Annotated in this window: 18 protein-coding genes; 6 read left to right on the top strand and 12 right to left on the bottom strand. The window is 62.3% G+C overall.

The window, feature by feature from the left end:
* Positions 1-78: 78 nt before the first annotated feature.
* From AAFG07_RS27610 to AAFG07_RS27580, 7 genes are all read right to left on the bottom strand, one after another.
* Positions 79-1,047, bottom strand: coding sequence for a zinc-binding dehydrogenase (locus AAFG07_RS27610; RefSeq protein ID WP_342722965.1), 969 nt, complete (start codon positions 1,045-1,047; stop codon positions 79-81).
* A gap of 168 nt (positions 1,048-1,215) precedes the next feature.
* On the bottom strand, positions 1,216-2,211 hold the full coding sequence (locus tag AAFG07_RS27605; protein WP_342722964.1) for a nitronate monooxygenase family protein: 996 nt from the start codon (positions 2,209-2,211) through the stop codon (positions 1,216-1,218).
* A 240-nt stretch (positions 2,212-2,451) separates the two neighbouring features.
* The gene (locus tag AAFG07_RS27600) at positions 2,452-2,886 is read right to left on the bottom strand and encodes a CBS domain-containing protein (protein ID WP_212310984.1); all 435 of its coding nucleotides are present in this window, start codon (positions 2,884-2,886) and stop codon (positions 2,452-2,454) included.
* 296 nt (positions 2,887-3,182) lie between these two features.
* Positions 3,183-4,499: an oxalate/formate MFS antiporter gene (gene oxlT, locus AAFG07_RS27595; protein ID WP_212310983.1), complete on the bottom strand. Its 1,317-nt coding sequence runs from the start codon at positions 4,497-4,499 to the stop codon at positions 3,183-3,185.
* A gap of 252 nt (positions 4,500-4,751) precedes the next feature.
* Positions 4,752-6,047 carry an oxalate/formate MFS antiporter gene (gene oxlT / locus AAFG07_RS27590; RefSeq protein ID WP_342722963.1) on the bottom strand — a complete coding sequence of 432 codons (1,296 nt, stop codon included), beginning with the start codon at positions 6,045-6,047 and terminating at the stop codon, positions 4,752-4,754.
* Between the two features lie 259 nt (positions 6,048-6,306).
* Positions 6,307-6,444: a hypothetical protein gene (locus AAFG07_RS27585; RefSeq protein WP_342722961.1), complete on the bottom strand. Its 138-nt coding sequence runs from the start codon at positions 6,442-6,444 to the stop codon at positions 6,307-6,309.
* A gap of 361 nt (positions 6,445-6,805) precedes the next feature.
* A complete protein-coding gene (locus tag AAFG07_RS27580; protein ID WP_342722960.1) occupies positions 6,806-7,312 on the bottom strand; it encodes a DUF2147 domain-containing protein in 507 nt (168 codons plus the stop codon).
* A gap of 134 nt (positions 7,313-7,446) precedes the next feature.
* Between AAFG07_RS27580 and AAFG07_RS27575 the strand changes: the two genes are divergently transcribed.
* The 4 genes from AAFG07_RS27575 to AAFG07_RS27560 all read left to right on the top strand — a co-directional run bounded on the left by AAFG07_RS27575 (position 7,447) and on the right by AAFG07_RS27560 (position 11,821).
* Positions 7,447-8,004 (top strand): DUF2975 domain-containing protein, encoded by a 558-nt coding sequence (locus tag AAFG07_RS27575; protein WP_342722959.1) that lies wholly within the window; start codon positions 7,447-7,449, stop codon positions 8,002-8,004.
* A gap of 5 nt (positions 8,005-8,009) precedes the next feature.
* Positions 8,010-8,255 carry a helix-turn-helix transcriptional regulator gene (locus AAFG07_RS27570; RefSeq protein WP_298367685.1) on the top strand — a complete coding sequence of 82 codons (246 nt, stop codon included), beginning with the start codon at positions 8,010-8,012 and terminating at the stop codon, positions 8,253-8,255.
* Positions 8,256-8,420: 165 nt separating this feature from the next.
* A complete protein-coding gene (locus tag AAFG07_RS27565; protein ID WP_342722958.1) occupies positions 8,421-8,927 on the top strand; it encodes a lipocalin-like domain-containing protein in 507 nt (168 codons plus the stop codon).
* 290 nt (positions 8,928-9,217) lie between these two features.
* Positions 9,218-11,821 carry an MASE1 domain-containing protein gene (locus AAFG07_RS27560; protein ID WP_342722957.1) on the top strand — a complete coding sequence of 868 codons (2,604 nt, stop codon included), beginning with the start codon at positions 9,218-9,220 and terminating at the stop codon, positions 11,819-11,821.
* 126 nt (positions 11,822-11,947) lie between these two features.
* Here AAFG07_RS27560 and AAFG07_RS27555 read toward each other — a convergent pair whose 3' ends face one another.
* Together AAFG07_RS27555 and AAFG07_RS27550 are read right to left on the bottom strand one after the other, a co-directional pair.
* Positions 11,948-12,250 (bottom strand): cupin domain-containing protein, encoded by a 303-nt coding sequence (locus AAFG07_RS27555; RefSeq protein WP_342722956.1) that lies wholly within the window; start codon positions 12,248-12,250, stop codon positions 11,948-11,950.
* Positions 12,251-12,322: 72 nt separating this feature from the next.
* A complete protein-coding gene (locus tag AAFG07_RS27550) occupies positions 12,323-13,303 on the bottom strand; it encodes a tripartite tricarboxylate transporter substrate binding protein (protein ID WP_342722955.1) in 981 nt (326 codons plus the stop codon).
* Positions 13,304-13,427: 124 nt separating this feature from the next.
* On the opposite strand from AAFG07_RS27550, the gene AAFG07_RS27545 reads away from it, so the two are divergent.
* Positions 13,428-14,369, top strand: a complete 942-nt coding sequence (locus AAFG07_RS27545; protein WP_342722954.1) for a LysR family transcriptional regulator — start codon at positions 13,428-13,430, stop codon at positions 14,367-14,369.
* A gap of 148 nt (positions 14,370-14,517) precedes the next feature.
* Here the strand turns inward: AAFG07_RS27545 and frc are convergent, their stop codons facing one another.
* From frc to AAFG07_RS27530, 3 genes are all read right to left on the bottom strand, one after another.
* Positions 14,518-15,795, bottom strand: coding sequence for a formyl-CoA transferase (gene frc, locus AAFG07_RS27540; RefSeq protein ID WP_342722953.1), 1,278 nt, complete (start codon positions 15,793-15,795; stop codon positions 14,518-14,520).
* A gap of 66 nt (positions 15,796-15,861) precedes the next feature.
* Positions 15,862-17,592 carry an oxalyl-CoA decarboxylase gene (gene oxc / locus AAFG07_RS27535; protein WP_342722952.1) on the bottom strand — a complete coding sequence of 577 codons (1,731 nt, stop codon included), beginning with the start codon at positions 17,590-17,592 and terminating at the stop codon, positions 15,862-15,864.
* A gap of 89 nt (positions 17,593-17,681) precedes the next feature.
* On the bottom strand, positions 17,682-18,377 hold the full coding sequence (locus AAFG07_RS27530; protein ID WP_097670734.1) for a GntR family transcriptional regulator: 696 nt from the start codon (positions 18,375-18,377) through the stop codon (positions 17,682-17,684).
* 217 nt (positions 18,378-18,594) lie between these two features.
* On the opposite strand from AAFG07_RS27530, the gene AAFG07_RS27525 reads away from it, so the two are divergent.
* Positions 18,595-20,724: an acetate--CoA ligase family protein gene (locus AAFG07_RS27525; protein ID WP_342722951.1), complete on the top strand. Its 2,130-nt coding sequence runs from the start codon at positions 18,595-18,597 to the stop codon at positions 20,722-20,724.
* The last annotated feature ends 174 nt before the right edge of the window (positions 20,725-20,898 follow it).

Below are 20,898 nucleotides of genomic sequence, written 5' to 3'. Positions count from 1 at the left end.
AAACCCATCATCTCACCGCGCGGATACAATCGATGGGTTTCGCTTCGCTCTACCCATCCTACGGAGCAGTGTGCGTCGCTACAACGTCACCACGATCTTGCCGAGGTGCTTGTTGGCTTCCATGTGTTCGAACGCCTTGCCGATGTCGGCGAATTTGTAGACCTGGTCGATCGGCAGCTGCAGCTTGCGCGCCTCGACCGCGGGCCAGATGTCCTTGCGCACCTCGTCGAAGATATCGCGGATCTCCTCGATCGAGCGGGTGCGGAAGGTGACGCCGATGTACTGGATGCGGCGCGCCGCATGCAGGTCGAAGTTGAAATCGGCGTGGGTGCCGCCGAGCCGGCCGACATTGACGATGCGGCCCTTGACCTTGGTCGCCTTGAGGTTCTGGTTTGCGACGGGTCCGGAGATCTGATCGACGATCAGATCGACGCCTTCGCCGCCGGTTGCCTGCAACACCTGATCGACCCAGCCGGGATCCTTCGAGTCCACCGCGAGATCGGCACCGAATTCCTTTAAGCGCCCGCGGCGCATCGCATCGGTCGAGGATCCCACCACGAGCTTGGCGCCCGTCAGCTTCGCGATCTGCATCGCCATCAGGCCGACGCCGGAGCTCGCGCCCTGGATCAGCACGGTCTGGCCCGCCTGCAGTGCGCCATTGGTGACGACGGCATTGTGCATGGTGGCGAGCGCGACGGGCAGGGTGGCCGCCTCGTCGAAGTTCATGTTCGATGGCGCGCGAAACAGCCGGCCGTGATCGGCGAGCGTGTACTCGGCGAACGCCGCGCCGCCCGAGCCCATGATCTTGTCGCCGACCTTGACACCCCGGGCATCGGGGCCGAGCTCGGCGACCTCGCCGGCCCATTCCATGCCGAGCACGGTGCCGACGCCGCCGGCCGCGCCGTGGGCGTGGCCCTTGGTCATGCCGAGATCGGCGCGGTTCAGCCCGCAGGCGTGAACCTTGACCAGCACCTGCGTGCCCTTCGGCACGGGCTTCGCAACGTCGGTGATTTCAGGGCCGTTGGCTCCGTACACATAGGCTTTCATGGGCTTCTTCTCGTTGTGTCGTAGAATTCGAGATCACTCTGAGTTCCGTCATCCTGAGGTGCGAGCTCTTGCGAGCCTCGAAGGATGAACGGCCCGGCCGGTGGCCGTCGACCCTTCGAGGGCCGCTGAAGAGCGGCCACCTCAGGGTGACGGATCACTACTCGATGCTTACTCCGCGGCCTGGCGCTTGCCGACCGATGTCATGCGGTCCAGACGCTCGCGGATGATCGCTTCCGCCTCGCTCACGATGCGCGAGATCAGTTCGGCGCAGGACGGAATGTCGTGGATCAGGCCCTGCACCTGGCCGGCCGACCAGATGCCTTCGTCGGCATCGCCGGTCGCGTAGACCATCTTGCCGCGGGCGCCGGCGACGAGCTCGCGCACGTCCTCGAACTTGGCGCCTTCCTTCTCCATCTGCACGACCTTGGTCGAGATCGCATTCTTGGCGACGCGCGAGGTGTTGCGCATGGTGCGGAAGATCAGCTCGGTCTCGCGCTCGTCATTGGCGACGATGCGTTCCTTCACCAGCTGATGGATCGGGCTTTCCTTGGTGCACATGAAGCGCGTGCCCATGTTGATGCCTTCGGCGCCGAGCGCCAGCGCTGCGACGAGGCCGCGGGCATCGCCGAAGCCGCCCGAGGCGATCATCGGGATCTTCACCTTGTCGGCGGCGGCCGGAATCAGGATCAGGCCGGGGGTGTCGTCCTCGCCGGGGTGTCCGGCGCATTCAAAGCCGTCGATCGAGATCGCGTCGGCGCCCATGCGCTCGGCGGACAGCGCGTGGCGCACGCTGGTGCATTTGTGCAGCACCTTGATGCCGTGCCTCTTGAACTCGTCGACATGTTCCTGCGGCTTGTTGCCGGCGGTCTCGACGATCTTGATGCCGCTCTCGATGATGACCTGGCGGTATTCGGCATAAGGCGGCGGCTTGATCGCGGGCAGAATGGTCAGGTTCACGCCGAACGGCTTGTCGGTCATTTCGCGGCAGCGCGCGATTTCCTTGCGCAGATCGTCCGGCGTCGGCTGCGTCAGCGCGGTGATCATGCCGAGCGCGCCGGCATTGGCGACGGCGGCAACCAGCTCCGCGCGCCCGACCCATTGCATGCCGCCCTGCACGATCGGGTGGTCGACGCCGAACATTTCGGTGAAGCGTGTCTTGATCATTCTGCCCTCGTTTCCATCAGAATTTTCCGCGACGCGGACGGCCGCGCACGGTGTTGTTTTTGGATGTCGAGGGAAGGATGCAGTCCTGTCCGGCAAATGTCTACCGGCGACCTGCGGCGCGCCCATGCGGAAATGACGGGGCGCGCAGGTCAGGCGAGGGCGGAGTTTTAAGTTATTGCGGCAGGCGCTGGTGATCGGCACGCAGCGCCTGGCCGAGAGCAATGAAAAGCGAGATGCCTGTTACGCCGGCACCGCGTCCTTCTTCGATGCAGAGGTTTCCTCGTCGAACGCGGCCGCGATGTCGCGCATGCTGACGACGCCGATCAGGCTGTAATCGTCGATCACGGGCACGTGGCGAATGTGGTGTTTGGTCATGAGATGACGGATGTGCTCGAGCGTGTCGCTCGAGGTGCACGACACCAGCTGCTGCACCGAGACCAATTGCGAGACCTTCATGCTGGCGCCGGCTGCGCCGTGCTCGGCAATCGCGCGCACCACGTCGCGCTCGGTGAACATGCCGACGGCGGTGTTGCCCTCGGTGCGAACGACATCCTTGACCACGAGCGCGCTGATATTGCTGGCGCGCATCAGTTGCGCGGCGATCGCCACCGTCTCGTTCATGCGAACCGTGGCAACGCGAGGGGTCTTCTTGCGCAGGATATCTCCGACTTGCATGGCAACCTCCTTGGTTATCGTTGACAGGATTCTGGTATACAAAATGCCAATTGTCAACGTGGCCGCTGCGGAAATCTATCACCAGGAAACCGCCGAAATAGGCAGAGTCGCTGACGTTTCAGACGATTGTGACCTGGTGTGCGCGGGCTGGCCATCTGCCGCGCTTGGCGTATCTGGCATCTGGCATCCCTGTGCTTCCCAAAACGAAAGAGGCGCACCGAAATGCGCCTCCATCAGTTCGGCGGGACGTCCCGAACTCGGGCCGTCAAATCCGGCCGACATTTCAGGCCGACATTTCAGGCTGTCTTGGCATTCGTCGCTGTCTCGGCTGCGGCGGCAGCCTCGTTGCCGTTGATGAAGGCGCGGCGCATCGGCTTGATCACGAACAGCGCCATCAGCGCCGCGGTGGCGTTGAGCGCGACCGCGATCACGAACACCGCCTGCCAGCCATAGCTGGCGGCAACGATGCTGGCGGCCGGCACCAACAGCGCGGCGGTGCCCTTCGCGGTGTAAAGCATGCCGTTGTTGGTGGTCGCGAACTTCGAGCCGAAGGTGTCGCCGCAGGTCGCCGGGAACAGCGAGTAGATCTCGCCGAACACGCCGAAATAGACCGCGGTCGCCAGCACGAACACCAGCGGGTTATGGCCCCAGGTCGACAGCGTCAGCAGCATCAGCGCGCCGGTACCAAACGCGATGAACATGGTGTGTTCGCGGCCGATATTGTCGGAGACCCAGCCGAAGAACGGCCGTCCGAACCCGTCGAAGATGCGGTCGAGCGAGATCGCAAAGGTCAGCGCGGCCATCTGGAAGCCGGCGAGCGAGACCGGCGTGTTGGCGATCTTGTAGTCGTGCGCGATCGGCGCGATCTGCGCCGCCGCCATCAGGCCGCCGGAGGCGACCATCACGAACACCAGATACATCACCCAGAAGATCGGGCTGCGCAGCACCTGCGGCGGCGTGAAGTCGATCTTGGTCTGCGGCAGATTGAGCTGCTTCTTCTTCGGCGGGATCGTGACCGCAGGCTTCTGGATGAAGAAGGCGAGCAGGAACACGATCAGGCCTTGCCCGATGCCGAAATCGAAGAACGCGGTCTGATAGCCGCTCGAGGCGATCATGTTGGCGATCGGCACCACGGTCAGCGCCGCGCCGGCGCCGAAGCCCGCGGCGGTTGCGCCGGCGGCGAGGCCGCGGCGATCGGGAAACCATTTCAGCGCATTGCCGACGCAGGTGCCGTACACCGAGCCGGCGCCGATGCCGCCGATCACAGCCGCGGCGTAGAGCAAAGTGAGTGAGTCAGCGTAGGAGTTCAGCACCCAGGACAGCGTGATCATGACGCCGCCGAACATGATGACGATCCGCGGGCCGTATTTGTCGACGAACCAGGCTTCGACCGGCACCAGCCAGGTCTCCGTCACCACGAAGATCGTGAAGGCGAACTGGATCGCCGCGCGGCCCCAGTGATGCGCGCCGTCGATCGGGTCGACGAACAGCGTCCAGCCATATTGCAGGTTCGCGATCATCGCCATGCAGACGATGCCCATGACGAGCTGCAGCCAGCGGAAGCCACTGGACGAAGGTTGTGCTTGTGTTACGGCAGCATTGCTGGAAACCATCAAATCCTCCCGAGCGCGCCTGGTCTTGTTGTGACCCAGTGTCGCAATTCTTGTGGCGTATCGTCGCAAGCGCTTGGCCGGAGGTTGGTATACTATATTCCAGAAAGCAAGCCCATCTTTCTGCTGCGTTGCAGCAAAACTGGCATACGACGCGCCGGTTCAGCCTCGGATTCGAGCCCATAACGGACGCCGAAAAATGAAAACGCCCGGCGTTGGCCGGGCGCTTTCGTCAGTAGAAGCGTGGCGCGTTGCTTAAGCCATCGCCGCCGATTTCTCGACCACGATTTTCCGCCACGGCTTGAGCACGGCGATCGCGAGCAGCGAGGCAAGGATGTTGGCCCCGGCTGCGATGATGAACACGTTGTCCCAATGGCCCGACGACTGCTGCATGTAGTTGGCGATCGGCACCAACAATGCGGCGGTGCCTTTCGCGGTGTAGAGCAGGCCCGCATTCGTCGTCGCGAACTTGGCGCCGAACGTGTCGGTGCAGGTCGACGGGAACAGCGAATAGATCTCGCCCCAGGCGAAGAACACGAAGCCCGAGAGCAGCACGAACCACACCGGGTCGTGGCCCCACAGGTAGAGCATCCAGATGCCGATGCCTTCCATGCCGAAGGCGACGAACATCGTGTTCTCGCGGCCGATCATGTCGGAGATCCAGCCGAAGAACGGACGCGTCAGACCGTTGAGGACGCGGTCGATGGTGGCCGCGAAGGTCACCGCCGTCATCGTCACCGCCATCAGCGTGACCGGCACGCTGTCGACCTTCCAGTCGACCGCGATCGGCTTCAGGTTCGCCGTCACCATCAAGCCGCCGGCGCCGACGATCACGAACATGAAGTACATCAGCCAGAAGATCGGCTGCCGCAGCACTTCGGTCGGCTGATAGTTGCGCCGGGTCTGGATGATGTTGGCATTCGCGACGACGGCCGGCACCTGTCCGGCCTTCGGCGCGAGCAGGAAGAAGGCGAGCAGCACGATGATGATGCCCTGGCCGAGACCGAAATAGAGGAAGGTGGTCTGGAAGCCGGAGTCCTTGATCATCGCCTGGATCGGCGCGACCGTGAGTGCGGAGCCCGCGCCGAAGCCGGCTGCGGTGATGCCCGCCGCAAGTCCGCGCTTGTCGGGAAACCATTTCAGCGCGTTGCCGACGCAGGTGCCGTAGACGCCGCCAGCGCCGATGCCGGCGATGATCATGCCGAGATAGTAGCCGTTCAGCGAGGTCGCCTGCGCGTTGATCGCCCACCCGATCGCGCAGAGGATGCCGCCGATCAGCACGACGAGGCGCGGACCGTATTTATCGACGAACCAGCCCTCGACCGGCACCAGCCAGGTCTCGAACAGCACAAACAGCGTAAAGGCCCACTGGATCGATGCCCGATCCCATCCGAACTTCTTCTGGATGTCGGGGACGAAGAACGTCCACCCGTATTGATAGTTTGCGATCATCACCATCGCGGCGACGCCGATCGCAAGTTGCGTCCAGCGATAGGTATCGCTGACCCGCGCGGCCGCCGGGGCCGCAGTTGCCTGAACCATGTCCGACATTGATCCTCCCAGTGCGCGCTTGGTCATTCTGCTTGTGGCGCGGCTCGGTCATCTTGGTATTTGATATGCCAAGGTTCAAGCTGTCGCAGAGGTTGCGTGCGCATATGCCGCAGAGCACTGAAGGCGGTCACCGCAGTGAGAGTAATTCAGGGCGCAAAAAAATGGCCCCGAAAATCGGGGCCATTGGTCGAAGGTTCAATGTCAGGTCGCATCTTGCGACGAAACGATCTCGGTGCCGCGCGCGCGGAATCATCTAGCCTCAGAGGCCGAAGTGCGGCAGGTCGCCATTGCGGTTGGAGATCTCAGCGCTCTTCATCAGCAGGCGGTCGATCGAGGCGATCAGGCGGCCGAACAGGGTGGAGGAGGGCGCGAGCGTGAGGGCAGTGGTCTTGGACATTGGTGTCCCCTTTGGCTGGAGGGCCAGCAACGGGCCGGCTCATCATCTGCAGCCAAATTATGTATACCAGATGCCAGAGACAACGGGCTTGTTTGCATAGCAGCATGGCAGATTGTGCAACGCAACAAGATGGGTGGGTTGGCATCCCAGATTGAAGGGGAGCGCATTGAAGCGACGGACAAATCCACGCCAGCGCGGGGCTTCCCCAAGCCCGGGAATCGTGCCGTTCCTGCGCGGTGCATTTCAATGTGGCCGACCGACGTCGTCGCTGCCGTCACAAAGAAGGCCGCCTGACGGGGCGGCCTTGAGTGACTGGGTTTGCTTTTCTTCTTGGCCGATGAAGGGTCGGGGCCAGATCCCTTCACCGCGTCCAGTCTTCGCCCGCGCACAGCGTTCCCATGCAGCCGCGAACGTTCAGCGTGCCCGACGACACCAGCGTCACCGAGCTCTCATAGGTCTTGCCGTCATCGGCGTTGTAGATCCTGCCGGCCCATTTGTTCGGGCCTGCGGGCTGCATGTTGATGAACAGCGAGATGCCTATCACCGGCCGGGTCCGCTGCGCGGGATCGGCATTCTTGTCGTCGCGCTGCGGCTTGCCGGTGGCCTTGTCGGTCGGCTCCTTCAGCCAGACGACGCGACCGCATAGCGCGCTGCCGCAGCGCTGGACCTTGATCCTGGCGTCACCGGACTGGGTCAGCCAGACGCCGGCCGGATCGTTGGCCTTGTCATTGGCTTTGGCGGCATCGGCGGCGCTGCCGAGCAGCGGAATGTGGAACGCTGCCACGATCAGGCGGCGCGTGAGGTGAGCGCGGATCAGCTGTTTCATGGCGCTGGCAAGGCCGTCAATATCTGGGGGTAACGTCATCATCCACCTTCTTCATGAAAAATTTCATGATAAACATGAAATAAATCACGTTTAAGGTTGAGTCAACAACATTACCGCAGCATGATGCGACCCGGCCGTAACGGCCTGTACGGGCAAAAAATTATCGGATGGATGTGATGAGGAAATCGGTTCGCGAGCAGCGCCAGCTTTGGTTTCGCCGGCTCGATCGGGCTTTCTGGGTGATCTGGGCCGCGCTGCCGGTCGTGCTGTGGCTGGCCTATTACCGCACCACGACTGCCGCGGGCGCGATCGCCGAAAGCCTCACCGGCGAGCAGGCGAAATGCGCGGCCATCGTCGCCGACCCGCTCGCCATGTCGGCCAAGGGGCAGATGCTGTTCTGGGCGCTGTTCGCGCTTGGGGTATCGTTTTATGCCGTGCTGATCGGCATCCTTCATCGCATGGTGAACCGATTCGCCAACGGGCGAATCTTCGTGTCGGAAACCTTGCAGGGTGTGTGGTGGATGGGGATCTTCCTGGTGGTCTGGCCGTTTGTCGATACGATCACCACCAACGCGGTCGCCTATGCCTTGTACAAGCTCGGCGACATCAAGTTCTTCCTGCCGAGCTACGGCGTCGACGTCGGCACCATCGCAGGCGGCGTTTTCCTGATGGCGCTGAAGTTCGTCATCGAGCACGCCATCCTGCTGCAGTCCGAAAACGAGCTCACGATCTGAGGTGAATGCTGGTGCCCATCGTGGTGAACCTCGATGTCATGCTCGCAAAGCGCAAGCGCCGCCTCGGAGACCTCGCGGAGGCGATCGGCATCTCGATCCAGAACCTGTCGATCCTGAAAACCGGCAAGGCGAAGGCGATGCGCTTCTCGACGCTGTCGGCGATCTGCCGCGAACTGGACTGTCGGCCGGGCGACATTCTGGAATATGTGCCGGGCGATGAGGGTGAGGCCGAAGGCGGCGAGGGCGGCTGATCCACAGCAGGATCGATCGCGAAGCATCGTCGTGACACTTGGCGGGATGCGCCCGTTCAACGGACATGCCGACCTTGTCTTTCGTGCTTCGACCGAGCGTGGTAAAACGTCCGGGGATCGCAGTGCTCGATCGACGCTATCAATCCTTCTCCTTGGAAGAGAACAATGAATTTGCGAGTGGCTCTTGCCGCATGCGCCATTGCGGCTTTTGGATCGTTCATGATGACATTCGACGCGCTGGGCCAGACATCGTTCAAAGAGCAATTGGTGGGCACTTGGACGCTGCTTTCGTGGGAGCAGAAGAAAAGCGACGGCACCAAGGTCGAGCGTTATGGGACCAGCCCGAGGGGCATCGCCTTCTTTGATGCGGGTGGGCGCTACATCATCACGGTGATGCGACCAGATCGAGCCAAATACGCGAGCAATGCCTTGTGGCAAGGCACCCCTGAGGAAAACAAAGAAACGGCCGACGGCACGATAACCTACTTCGGAACGTATTCAATAAACGAGGCAGATAGCAGCATCGCAATCAACGTCGAAGGCAGTTCCTTTCCAAACTGGAATGGCACCGATCAGAAGCGCTTCGTTGCGATTGCGGGAGACCGACTGACGCTGACCGTTCGTCCTCCGGCTGGAGACGTAGTCGACGTGATTTGGAAGCGAGCGGAGTAATTGAGCCTCACGCCAGCTCTTAACCCGAAGCGGTCATGGGAGCGACAGCGAGAGTTCTTGCGCCAACAGGGAAAATGATTGCTGATGATCTCACCGACACGCGGCGGGATCGGACCGATTCGTATTCCGCATACTGCCGCGCGTAGTGTACCATCGCTGTTAGGTCAATGGTGCTGCCCGATGGCCCCTCGTTCCGAAGTTGGCTAGCGCCTCTCTACTCACGATCGTGCGGCCATGTTTTGGTCAAAACTGCGTCCGCATTGTTGAGATGCCCACTGCAAAGGCTCGCGATGGAAAGGGCAAGCTTCGCCAAGGCCAGGATTTTCGCTTTTGGCGACGCTCGGAGCGTTGCGATCTACGCGGTCGAAATCCTGGTAGTTGCCGCGATTTATGCTGGCCTTGCCGAATCCGCGCGATTGCTTCCCGCAATAAATCCAGCCGCGACACCGCTATGGCCACCAACCGGGCTTGCGCTCGCGCTGGTCCTGCTGCGCGGCTACCGGATCTGGCCCGCGATCCTGGTAGGGGCTCTCTCACCTTACCTCATGGCCGACCGATCGCTCCTGGAGATCGGCGCCGCCGGGATCGGCAGCCTCCTTGCCGCATGTGCCGGGACATGGCTGATCGGCCGCTGGTCGAACGGTCGGCAGACGTTTGCCACACCATCCGGTGTCGCAAAGTTTGCAATCATTTGCTTTGCGCCGACCACGATCATCAGTTCAGCCATCGCCTTGGCCGGATTCACGCTCGCCAACGAATCGAGCTTCTCCGATTCCGTCGTCGCCGGGTTGACTTGGTGGCTCGCGGACGCTGCCGGGGCCCTGGTGATTGCTCCGGTCATCGTGCTCTGGGCGACGATGCCCCTACGCATGGCTTCCAAATGGACTCTGTTGGAATGGATCACGGTCGCTGCCCTCGCTGGTATCATCGGGCTCGCTGCTTACAGTCCGCTGATCGGTAGCGATCTCGTCAGCAACGGCCTCGACGTGTTGCTGCCGCATCGGAGCCTTCTGGGCTTTCTGGTTCTGCTGCCCTTGATCTGGGCCGGTCTGCGCGGCGATCGATGCACCGTGGCGACGGCCGCGTTGATTTTCATCGGAACGGCCGTGTGGGGGTTCTCGGTGGGGAACGATCCATTTTCGAAAATCGATCCGAACGGGGCGCTGTTATCCTTGTTCGTGCTTTCGATCATCGTGTCGGCGCCTCCGCTTGCCCTGGCCGCGGCAAGCGCGACGCGTCAGGCCAGGGAAGCCCATTTGCTTTCCGTCCAGGACCAGCTGAACAGTCAGCTTGAACGGAAAGCTTTGGCGCTCGACAACATTCGTCGGCACTTCCAGACCCTTATCGAAGGCGTTGTCGACTATGCAATCTTTGCGCTTGATCGAGAAGGACACGTGACGAGCTGGAATAGCACCGCTCAAAAGATCATCGGCTACACCTCGGAAGAAATCATAGGCAAGCACTTCGGGATATTCTATCGGCCGGATGAACGCCGCGCGGGTTCACCGACACATGCGCTGGAGTCGGCAATCGAAAGCGGCAAGTACGACGTAGAGGGTTGGCGTATCAGAAAGAATGGTACGCCGTTTTTCATCACAGGCTCAGTCTCTTCGAGCCGTGATGACGCAGGAAATCTGATCGGTTTTATCAGTATCCTGCGCGACGCGACGGAGCGGCGCGACGCGGAGGAGAAGCTGGTCCAGGCGCGCGAACAGCTCGCGATGTCTCAGAAGATGGAGGCAATCGGCAAGCTGACCGGCGGGATCGCGCACGACTTCAACAATTTATTGATGATCATCGGAGGCAGTGCCCAGATATTTCAACGCCTGCTTGATCCAAAACTGCCAAAGGCCATCGAAGCCATACAAACCGCGGCCAAACGCGGCGAAAGTCTCACGCGCCAATTGTTGACATTCTCTCGTCACCAGCATCTCAGCCCGACGGTCGTTGATCTGAATGCGTCCATCAAGAACATGCGGACCATGATTGAGAGCTCGCTGCGCGGGAACATCGTGTACAACGAGAACGTTGGCGACGGCGTTTCACCGGTCAAGGTTGACCTCGCCGAGCTGGAGCTTGCGATCGTCAACATCGCCGTCAATGCGCGAGATGCAATGACAAGCGGCGGCACATTCACGTTGTCCGTCCACGCGGTCACCGCAAATCAGGAAACCGGCGGCGATCGCCGTGGGAAGGCCTTCTTTGCGATCACACTTGGCGATACCGGCACTGGTATTCCGCCAAATCTTCTGTCCAAGATGTTCGATCCGTTTTTCACGACCAAGGAGGTCGGCAAAGGGACCGGGCTCGGCTTGTCCCAGGTTTATGGTTTTGCGCACCAGGCGGGCGGAACCGTGACGGCGGATAGCAAGGTCGGACAGGGAACAACAATTACAATCTATCTGCCGTCCTGTGTGGACGAGCAGATCACCAGCAAAGAGCTCGCCGCTGCCCGGGCAAGACCAAGGCAGCCGCCGCGGCAGACGGTTCTCGTGGTCGACGACAGCCCCGAAGTGGCGGATGTGACATCATCGCTGTTCGAGCATCTGGGTTATGAAACCATCTACCGAGACTCGGCCGAAGCGGCATTGAAACTGCTCGATACCGGTACGAAGATCGATCTCGTCTTCAGCGATATCGTCATGCCAGGGACAATCGATGGCGTCGGGCTCGCGAGGGAAGTTCGGTCGCGGTACCCCGGTTTGCCCATAGCCCTCACAACCGGTTACAGCGATGCCGCAAAAGCAGCTCCGCCAAGCCTGAGAATACTCCGCAAGCCGTTCGATACCGAGGCGCTGAGAGACTTTATCCAGGATCTTGCGCCGCCGAGATCAGCGCGATCATCCGGCGTATCCTTGGCGTCAAGCACGACCGACGCTGTGCGCAGAAGTTGACCGGTCGCACCATCGTGGGCATTTGCCCGACGGTGCCGACGCCGTCATTGAACAGGCTGCTTCGTCGCAAAAGCTGAATGGGTTGTCCGCTTCTCGACCTTGGACGGCGCGGCGAGCCGCTCGTCATCAGATGAGCGGGACAAAATCGTGCTCGCCCATTCCCTGCAGGACCAGAAAGACGGCTGAGATGGCACCGGCGTTAGCGACAAGGTGAGGACGTCCCGGACGAACGGAATAGGTCATGCCGACCGTCAGGCACACCTCCTCTTCGGGCTCGCGCGTAGAAACACGTATCGTTCCGTTGATGACGTAGAACGTATCCTGCGCTTCCGTGTGGTAATGCCGGTATCGTTTGGGTCGGACCGATCTGGATCTCGGCGATGCGGAAACCGGGCCGAACAGCGTGATGGACGCGACGTTCAACGTCATACGTCCGGTCCGTGGCGTTGAGCCGCTGCATGTGAACTCTCTCCAATTCTGCGCAATATGTGGCGGTCAATCTCATTCCGGCTTGATATTGGCCAGCCGGATCACCTTGCGCCATTTTTCGGTTTCCTCCGCGATGAGCTTGCCGAAATCGGCGGGCGAGCCGCCAAGCGCGGTGCCGTCCAGGTGAGCAAGTCGCGCCTTGAACCCGGGATCGGCGAGCGCGGCGTTGATCTCGTTGCTGAGCTTGTCGATGATCTCGGTGGGCGTGTTCCTGGGCGCGCCGAGGCCAAACACCGAGCTTGCCTCATAGCCCGGGACGAACTCGCCGATGGCCGGGATCTCTGGCAGCGCCTCCGAGCGTGTCGCCGTAGTCATTGCGAGCGCGCGCAGCTTGCCGGTCTCGATATATCCGATCAACAGGGCGAGGTTTGTAAAGAGTATCTGGACCTGCCCGCCGAGCAGATCGGTGAGCGCGGGCGCCACGCCGCGATAGGGTACATGCACAATGTCGAGGCCGCCGGCCTCCTGCTTGAATTGCTCGGCGGTGATGTGCGTGATCCCGCCGACGCCGCCGGAACCGTAGGAGAGCTTGCCCGGGTGAGCCTTGGCATAGGCGATGAACTCGGGAAGTGTCTTGGCCGGAACCGAGGGATGGACCACCATGACAAGGGCACCCCGGACCAAGCCCGCAATCGGTGCGATGTCGCGGATGAAATTGAAGTTGAGATTGTCGTAAAGCGTCGCATTGATCGCGTTTGGCGTACCGACCAGGAGCAGCGTGTGACCGTCCGGAGGCGCACGCACGACCGCCTCAGTGGCGATATTGCTGCCGGCGCCGGGCCGGTTCTCGACGACGAATGGCTGTTCGAGCCGTTCCGACAGCCAATTGCCGATCAAACGCGCGAGGATGTCGTTCGGGCCGCCGGCAGCAAAGCCGACGATGATGCGCACCGGCCGCGACGGATAAGCATGAGCCCACGACAACCCTGGCAGCGCAGCGAGCGCGGCAGCACTTGCTGCAAGGTGGAGAAGCTGCCGTCGGGAATGTGTCACTAGCTCGCTCTCCCGTCCCGCATTCGCGCGATGTTCTGCTGAGCGTCCCAACTTACTTGATGCCGTCATACCTGCATAAGGCTATTGTCTGATGGCATCATCTCAAACTGGAAATGGGCGACCCATGCAGATGAGCGATCGAATCGGAAGCCGGCTGAAGCTGCAGGACCTGCACGTGCTTACGACGGTGGTGCAGGCCGGCAGCATGGGCAAGGCGGCGTTGATCTTGAATACCACTCAGCCAAATGTCTCGAGAGCAATCGGCGATCTTGAGCAGACGCTCGGCGTCCGCCTGCTCAACCGCCACCAGCGAGGAGTTGAGCCGACCGAATGCGGCCGCGCCTTGCTCGATTGCGCAGCGATCGTCTTCGACGATCTACGTCAGGGCGTGAAGCACATCGAATTCCTGGTCGAGCCGACGGCTGGGGAAGTGCGGATTGGCAGCACCGCATTCTTGGCGGCAAGCTTTGTTTCCGCGCTCATCGATCGGCTCTCGCGGCGCTATCCGCGGATCGCATTTCATCTGGTGACCGGTTACATCGAGCCGCTGCACCGACAACTGAGCGAACGCAAGGTTGATCTACTGATCGTGCGAAGCATCGGCCCGAATACCGACAAGCGGTTGGATTTCGAGTTTCTTTTTGAGGATCGCTATGTCGTAGCAGCGGGTGCAGGTAATCCATGGGCTCGACGGCGCAAGATCGAGATCTCCGATCTGGCGGCGGAGCGGTGGGTATTGCCGCCGCCCGAAAGCGTGATCGGATCAGTCATCATGGAAGCCTTTCGCGCCAGCGGGCTTGATTATCCTCGCGCGACGGTGGTCACGGATTCACCTCATATGCGGGTCAGCCTTCTGGAAACCGGGCGCTTTATCACGGTCTTCCCCGCTTCGGCATTGAGATTTCTTGCCACGGGCTCGGCGCTCAAGGCCTTGCCTGTTGAATTGCCAATGGCCCGTCGACCAAACGGCATCGTGACCCTCAAAGACCGCGCACTCAGCCCGGTTTCGCAGCTGTTCATCGACAGCGCCCGTGAGCTCGCAAAACCATTGGCGAAACGAAAATGATAGTCCGCATGTCCGCCATTGGGCCCTTTGCGGACATGGACGTCGATCTCATTGACGTCCGCCATTGACGCGGAGAGCAGACGACCGGCCGACGAAAAATGGCCGCGGTCGCCCGCGGCCATTTGTCGATTTCTATCGAGTGCAGCCGCTACTCGGCCGCCTGCTTGCGCGGCGGATCGAGGGCGCCGGAGTCGTGGATATCGGCGACCTGGTGATCGCTGAAGCCGAGCACCTCGCGCAGGATCTCGTCGGTGTGTTCGCCCAGCAGCGGCGAGCGGGCGACTTCGCTCGGCGAATCCGACAGCTTGATCGGGTTGCCGACCGAGATGTACTTGCCGCGGGTCGGATGATCGACCTCGACCACGGTGCCGGTCGCGCGCAGCGACTGGTCCTCGATGATCTCCTTCATCGAAAGGATCGGGCCGCAGGGGATGTCGTCCTTGTTGAGGATCTCCATCGCCTCGAACTTGGTCTTGGTCATCGTCCACTGCTCGATGCGGGCGAAGATTTCGTTCAGCCGCGACAGCCGGGCCGGCGGCTTGGCGTAGTCGGGATGGGTCTTCCAGCCGGGTTCGCCGATCACGTCGCAGATCTTCTCCCAGACCGGCGCCTGGGTGATGAAGTAGAGGTAAGCGTTGGGATCGGTCTCCCAGCCCTTGCACTTGACGATGCGGCCGGGCTGGCCGCCGCCGGAATCGTTGCCGGCACGCGGCACGGCATCGCCGAACGGAATGCCTTCGCCGAACTGGCTGTATTCCTTCAGCGGGCCGTGGGCGAGGCGCTGCTGGTCGCGCAGCTTGACGCGCGCAAGGTTGAGCACGCCGTCCTGCATCGCCGCGGTGACGCGCTGGCCCTTGCCGGAATGGGTGCGCTGGTAGAGCGCGGTGACGATGCCGAGCGCGAGGTGCAACCCGGTGCCGCTGTCGCCGATCTGGGCGCCGGTGACCAGCGGCAGGCCGTCGCGAAAGCCGGTGGTCGAGGCTGCGCCGCCGGTGCACTGCGCGACGTTCTCGTAGACCTTGCAATCCTCATACGGGCCGGGGCCGAAACCCTTGATCGAGGCGACGATCATCTTCGGGTTGATGCTGTGTATCTTCTCCCAGGGGAAGCCCATGCGATCGAGCACGCCGGGACCGAAATTCTCGACCAGCACGTCGCACTGCTTGATCAGCGCGGTCAGCACTTCCTTGCCCTTCGGGTTCTTGGTGTCGAGCGTGATCGAGCGCTTGTTGTGGTTCAGCATGGTGAAATACAGGCTGTCCACGTTCGGGATGTCCTGCAGCTGGCCGCGCGTAATGTCGCCGACGCCGGGACGCTCGACCTTGATCACGTCGGCGCCGAACCAGGCCAGCAATTGCGTGCAGGTCGGACCCGACTGGACGTGGGTGAAATCGAGAATGCGAACGCCCTTGAGCGCCTTGGTCATAATATTATGCTCCGTACTCTGGTCTGCCCCTGCACCCGCAGGGAGTGATGGGTTGAAGGGGACTGCTTACTTTTTCTTCAGAACGCTCTGAGGATTGAGGTTGCCGATGCGGCCGCTCTCCGAGCCCGCCGCAGGGTCGATCACCGCGTTGATCAAGGTCGGCTTGCCGGAATCCAGCGCCGCATTGACCGCGCGCTTCAGCTCGTCGGGCGAGGTGGCGTTGACGCCGACGCCGCCGAAGGCTTCCATCATCTTGTCGTAGCGCGAGCCCTTGACGAACACGGTGGTCGCCGGATCCTCGCCCGCGCTGTTGACGTCGGTGCCGCGATAGATGCCGTCATTGTTGAAGATCACGACGCAGATCGGCAGCTTGTAGCGGCAGATGGTCTCGACCTCCATGCCGGAGAAGCCGAACGCGCTGTCGCCTTCGACCGCGAGCACGGGCAGGCCGGTCTCGACCGCGGCCGCGATCGAATAGCCCATGCCGATGCCCATCACGCCCCAGGTGCCGACGTCGAGCCGCTTGCGCGGCTTGTGCATGTCGACGACGCCGCGGGCGAGGTCGAGCGTGTTGGCGCCTTCGTTGACGAAGATGGTGTCCGGACGTTCCGCGATGATCGTGCGCAGCGCGCCGAGCGCGCCGTGATAATCCATCGGCGAGGCGTTGCTCATCAGCTTCGGCGCCATCTTGGCGACGTTGTCGTCGCGCTTCTTCGCCACGGTGGCAAGCCAGTCGCTCGGCGCGGCCGACCAGTTGGCGCCCATGGCGTCGAGGAACGCGGACACGCAGGAGCCGATGTCGCCGACCACGGGGGCGACGATCTCGACGTTGGAATCCATTTCCTTCGGCTCGATGTCGACCTGGATGAACTTCTTCGGAGCCTCACCCCAGGTCTTGCCCTTGCCGTGCGACAGCAGCCAGTTGAGGCGGGCGCCGATCAGCATGACGACGTCGGCATCCTTCAGCACGGTCGAGCGCGCCGCACCCGCGCATTGCGGATGCAGATCGGGCAAGAGGCCCTTGGCCATGCTCATCGGCAGGAAAGGCACGCCGCTCTTCTCGACAAAATTCCTGATCGCCTCGTCGGCCTGCGCATAGGCCGCGCCCTTGCCAAGGATGATCAGCGGACGTTTTGCGTTCTTCAGCACGTCGAGCGCGCGCTTGACGGCCGACGGGGCAGGGATCTGCGCCGGCGCAGCATCGATCACCTTGACCAGCGACTTCTCGCCGGCCGCCGCGTCCATGACCTGGCCGAACAGCTTTGCGGGCAAATCGAGATAGACGCCGCCTGGACGGCCCGACACCGCGGCGCGGATCGCGCGCGCAAGGCCGATGCCGATGTCCTGGGCGTGCAGCACGCGGAACGCCGCCTTGCAGAGCGGCTTGGCGATCGCGAGCTGGTCCATCTCCTCATAGTCGCCCTGCTGCAGGTCGACGATCTCGCGCTCGGACGAGCCCGAGATCAGGATCATCGGGAAGCAGTTGGTGGTGGCGTGGGCAAGCGCCGTGAGGCCGTTGAGGAAGCCGGGCGCCGACACCGTGAGGCAGACGCCGGGGCGCTTGGTCAGAAAGCCGGCGATCGAGGCCGCATAGCCGGCATTCTGCTCGTGGCGGAACGAGAGCACGCGAATGCCCGCCGCCTGGGCCATGCGGCCCAGGTCCGTGATCGGGATCCCCGGCACGCCATAGACGGTGTCGATGCCGTTGAGCTTGAGCGCATCGATGACGAGGTGGAAGCCATCGGTTAGTTCCTGCTCGGTGCCCGGTGCCTCGGACTTCGTAGCGGTATTCAGCATCGGCATCGTCTCCCTGATCGTTCTTGGTTCGGACGATCTGATCGTCGTCTGAAGCGGGTGTGGACTCTCAAACTTACGTGAACGGTTCTCTACGTGAATAATTCTTGGCCGTGCGCCTCGACATAGGCGGCAAGGCCGAGCGTGTGGTCGCGGGCGCGCTTTTCGGCCAGCTCGGTGTCGCGCGCTTCCAGTGCCTCGATGATCCCGAGATGCTCGGGCAGCGAGGTCGCGGTGCGATCCTTGCGGCCGATGGTGAGCTGGCGATAGCCGCGCACATGCAGCAGCAGGTCATTGGTGAGGTCGACCAGCACAGGCGATTCCGACAGCGAGATCAGCGCCTGGTGGAAGGCGATGTTGGCCTTGGAATATTCCTCGACGTGATCCTGCGGCAGGCGATCGTCGCTGAAGTCCTTGAAGAAGTCGCGCAGCGCCGTGATGTCCTTCTTGCGCGCTGTTGTCGTGATCAGGCGCGCCGCCATGCTTTCCAGCGCCGCCCAGGCGCGGATCATGTCGACGATCTCCGCCTTGGTGCGGCGGACCACGACGATGCCGCGGCGCGGCACGGTCTTCACGAATCCGTCCTGCTCGAGCATCGCGATCGCTTCGCGGATCGGCGTGCGGCTGACGCCGAGGCGCTCGGACAATGCGCGCTCGTCGAGCATCACCGGCTCCGGCGTCGCGTAGATGTCCATCTTCAGGATCGCTTCTTTCAAGGCCTCATAGGCCTTGTTCTTGAAGCTCGTCTCCGGCGCGATCCGGACGATGGCGATATCTGTGTCAGCCATGGTGGGCGACGCCTTGGTCTGTTTCGGTTCTGGCACGACTCGTCTCCTCCTCTTGGAGACGTCTTCTTAGCAGAAGAAAGTACCTTAGATTTTTGGCATGCCAAATACCAGAATGTCAAGCTACCCATATTTTTCGATATTTTTGGGCATCGACCGACCTTGACAATTACGTTTTTGGCATACCAAATGCCACGAAATCTGTCCCAGGAGGAAGCCAATGTCAAATTCGAAGGATGCGGTCCGCAAAATTCTCGATGCGGTCAGGGCCGACAAGCGTACGAGCCTCACCGCGCCCGAAGGCAAAGTGGTCTGCGACGCCTACGGCATTCCGGTGCCGAAGGAGGGCGTTGCCAAGTCGGCCGCCGAGGCCGCCCGGATCGCCTCCGACATGGGCTTCCCGGTGGTGATGAAGATCGTCTCGCCCGACATCCTCCACAAGACCGAGGCCGGCGGCGTCGTGGTCGGCGTCAAGAGCGCCGCGGACGCCGAGAAGAGCTACGAGACGATTCTGGCCAACGCCAAGAAATATAAGGCCGATGCCAAGATCGAGGGCATCCAGGTCCAGCAGATGCTGGGCGGCGGCACCGAGGTGATCGTCGGCTCGATCACCGACGGCTCGTTCGGCAAGCTGGTCGCCTTCGGCCTCGGCGGCGTGCTGGTCGAAATCCTCAAGGACATCACCTTCCGCCTCGCGCCTGCGACCAAGGACGATGCGCTGTCGATGCTCGACGGCATCCAGGCCCATGAGATGCTGAAGGGCGTGCGCGGCGGCGACCCCGTCAACCGCGAAGCGCTCGCCGAAATCATCGTCAAGGTGTCGCAGCTGGTCAGCGATTTCCCCGAGATCGTCGAACTCGACCTCAATCCGGTGTTCGCCACCAGCAAGAACGCGATCGCCGCCGACGTCCGCATCGTCGTCGACTTCGACTACAAGCCGCGTCCGGCGCCGCGCCCGACCGAAGAGATCGTCGCGGCGATGAGCCGCATCATGCAGCCGAAGGGCGTCGCGGTGATCGGCGCCTCCGCCGAGGACGGCAAGATCGGCAACTCCGTGATGAAGAACCTCATCAACGGCGGCTACAAGGGCGAGATCTATCCGATCCACCCGAAGGCCGAGGAGATCCTCGGCTACAAGGCCTACAAGAGCGTCAAGGACGTGCCCGGCGTGATCGACACGGCGGTGTTCGCAATCCCGGCGAAATTCGTCGCCGGCGCGCTCGTCGAGTGCGGCGAGAAGAAAATCCCCGGTGCGGTGCTGATTCCCTCGGGCTTTGCCGAAGCCGGCGCGCCCGAATTGCAGGCCGAGATCGTCGAGGTCGGCAAGAAGTACAACATCCGCCTGATGGGGCCGAACATCTACGGCTTCTACTATACCCCGGCCAATCTCTGCGCCACGTTCTGCACCGCCTATGACGTCAAGGGCCACGCGGCGCTGTCGTCGCAGTCCGGCGGCATCGGCATGGCGATCATCGGCTTCTCGCGCTCGGCCAAGATGGGCGTGTCGGCGATCGTCGGCCTCGGCAACAAGTCCGACATCGACGAGGACGATCTGCTCGCCTTCTTCGAGCAGGATCCCAACACCAATTTGATCGCGCAGCATTGCGAGGACCTGAAGGACGGCCGGGCCTTCGCGGAGGCCGCCAAGCGCGTCTCCAAGAAGAAGCCGGTGGTCGTGCTGAAGGCCGGCCGCACCTCTGCGGGTGCGAAGGCGGCCTCGTCGCACACCGGCGCGCTTGCCGGCAACGACAAGATCTATGAGGACGTGTTCAAGCAGTCCGGCGTGATCCGCGCTCGCAGCCTGCGGCAGTTGCTCGAGTTCGCCCGCGGCGTGCCGGTGCTGCCGACGCCGAAGGGCGAGAATGTCCTGATCATCACCGGCGCCGGCGGCTCCGGCGTGCTGCTCTCCGACTCCGTCGTCGACAACGGCCTGTCGCTGATGCAGATGCCGCCGGATCTCGATGCGGCGTTCCGCAAGTTCATCCCGCCGTTCGGCGCGGCTGGAAATCCTGTGGATATCACCGGCGGCGAGCCGCCGATCACCTACGTCAACACGGTGAAGCTCGGTCTCTCCGATGAGCGCATCCACGCGCTGATCCTCGGCTACTGGCACACCATCGTGACGCCGCCGATGGTGTTCGCGCGCAACATGGTCGAGGTGAAGAAGGAGATGGAGGCCAAGGGCTTCGTGAAGCCGATCGTCGCCTCGCTCGCCGGCGACGTCGAGGTCGAGGAAGCCGCCGAATATCTCTACCAGAACGGCATTCCGGCCTACGCCTATTCGACCGAGCTGCCAGTCGAGGTGCTCGGCGCCAAGTACAAGTGGGCCCGCGGCGCGGGACTGCTCTGATCGTCTGATCTGTCGAAGACCAGAAGCCGCCTCGGACATCGTCCGGGGCGGCTTTTTCATGAGGTCGCCCCCGTTTGAGCCTTGCCGCCGCGGTGGACGGGCAGGGCGGCATCAGCCCGAGCGTTCGAAATTAGCTCCCGATTTCCTGCTCCGTCTTGCGCCGGTTCCGCGCAC

Origin of the sequence: Bradyrhizobium sp. B097, assembly GCF_038957035.1 — a bacterium.
GTDB lineage: Bacteria > Pseudomonadota > Alphaproteobacteria > Rhizobiales > Xanthobacteraceae > Bradyrhizobium.
This window is presented reverse-complemented; position numbering and strand designations above follow the sequence as displayed.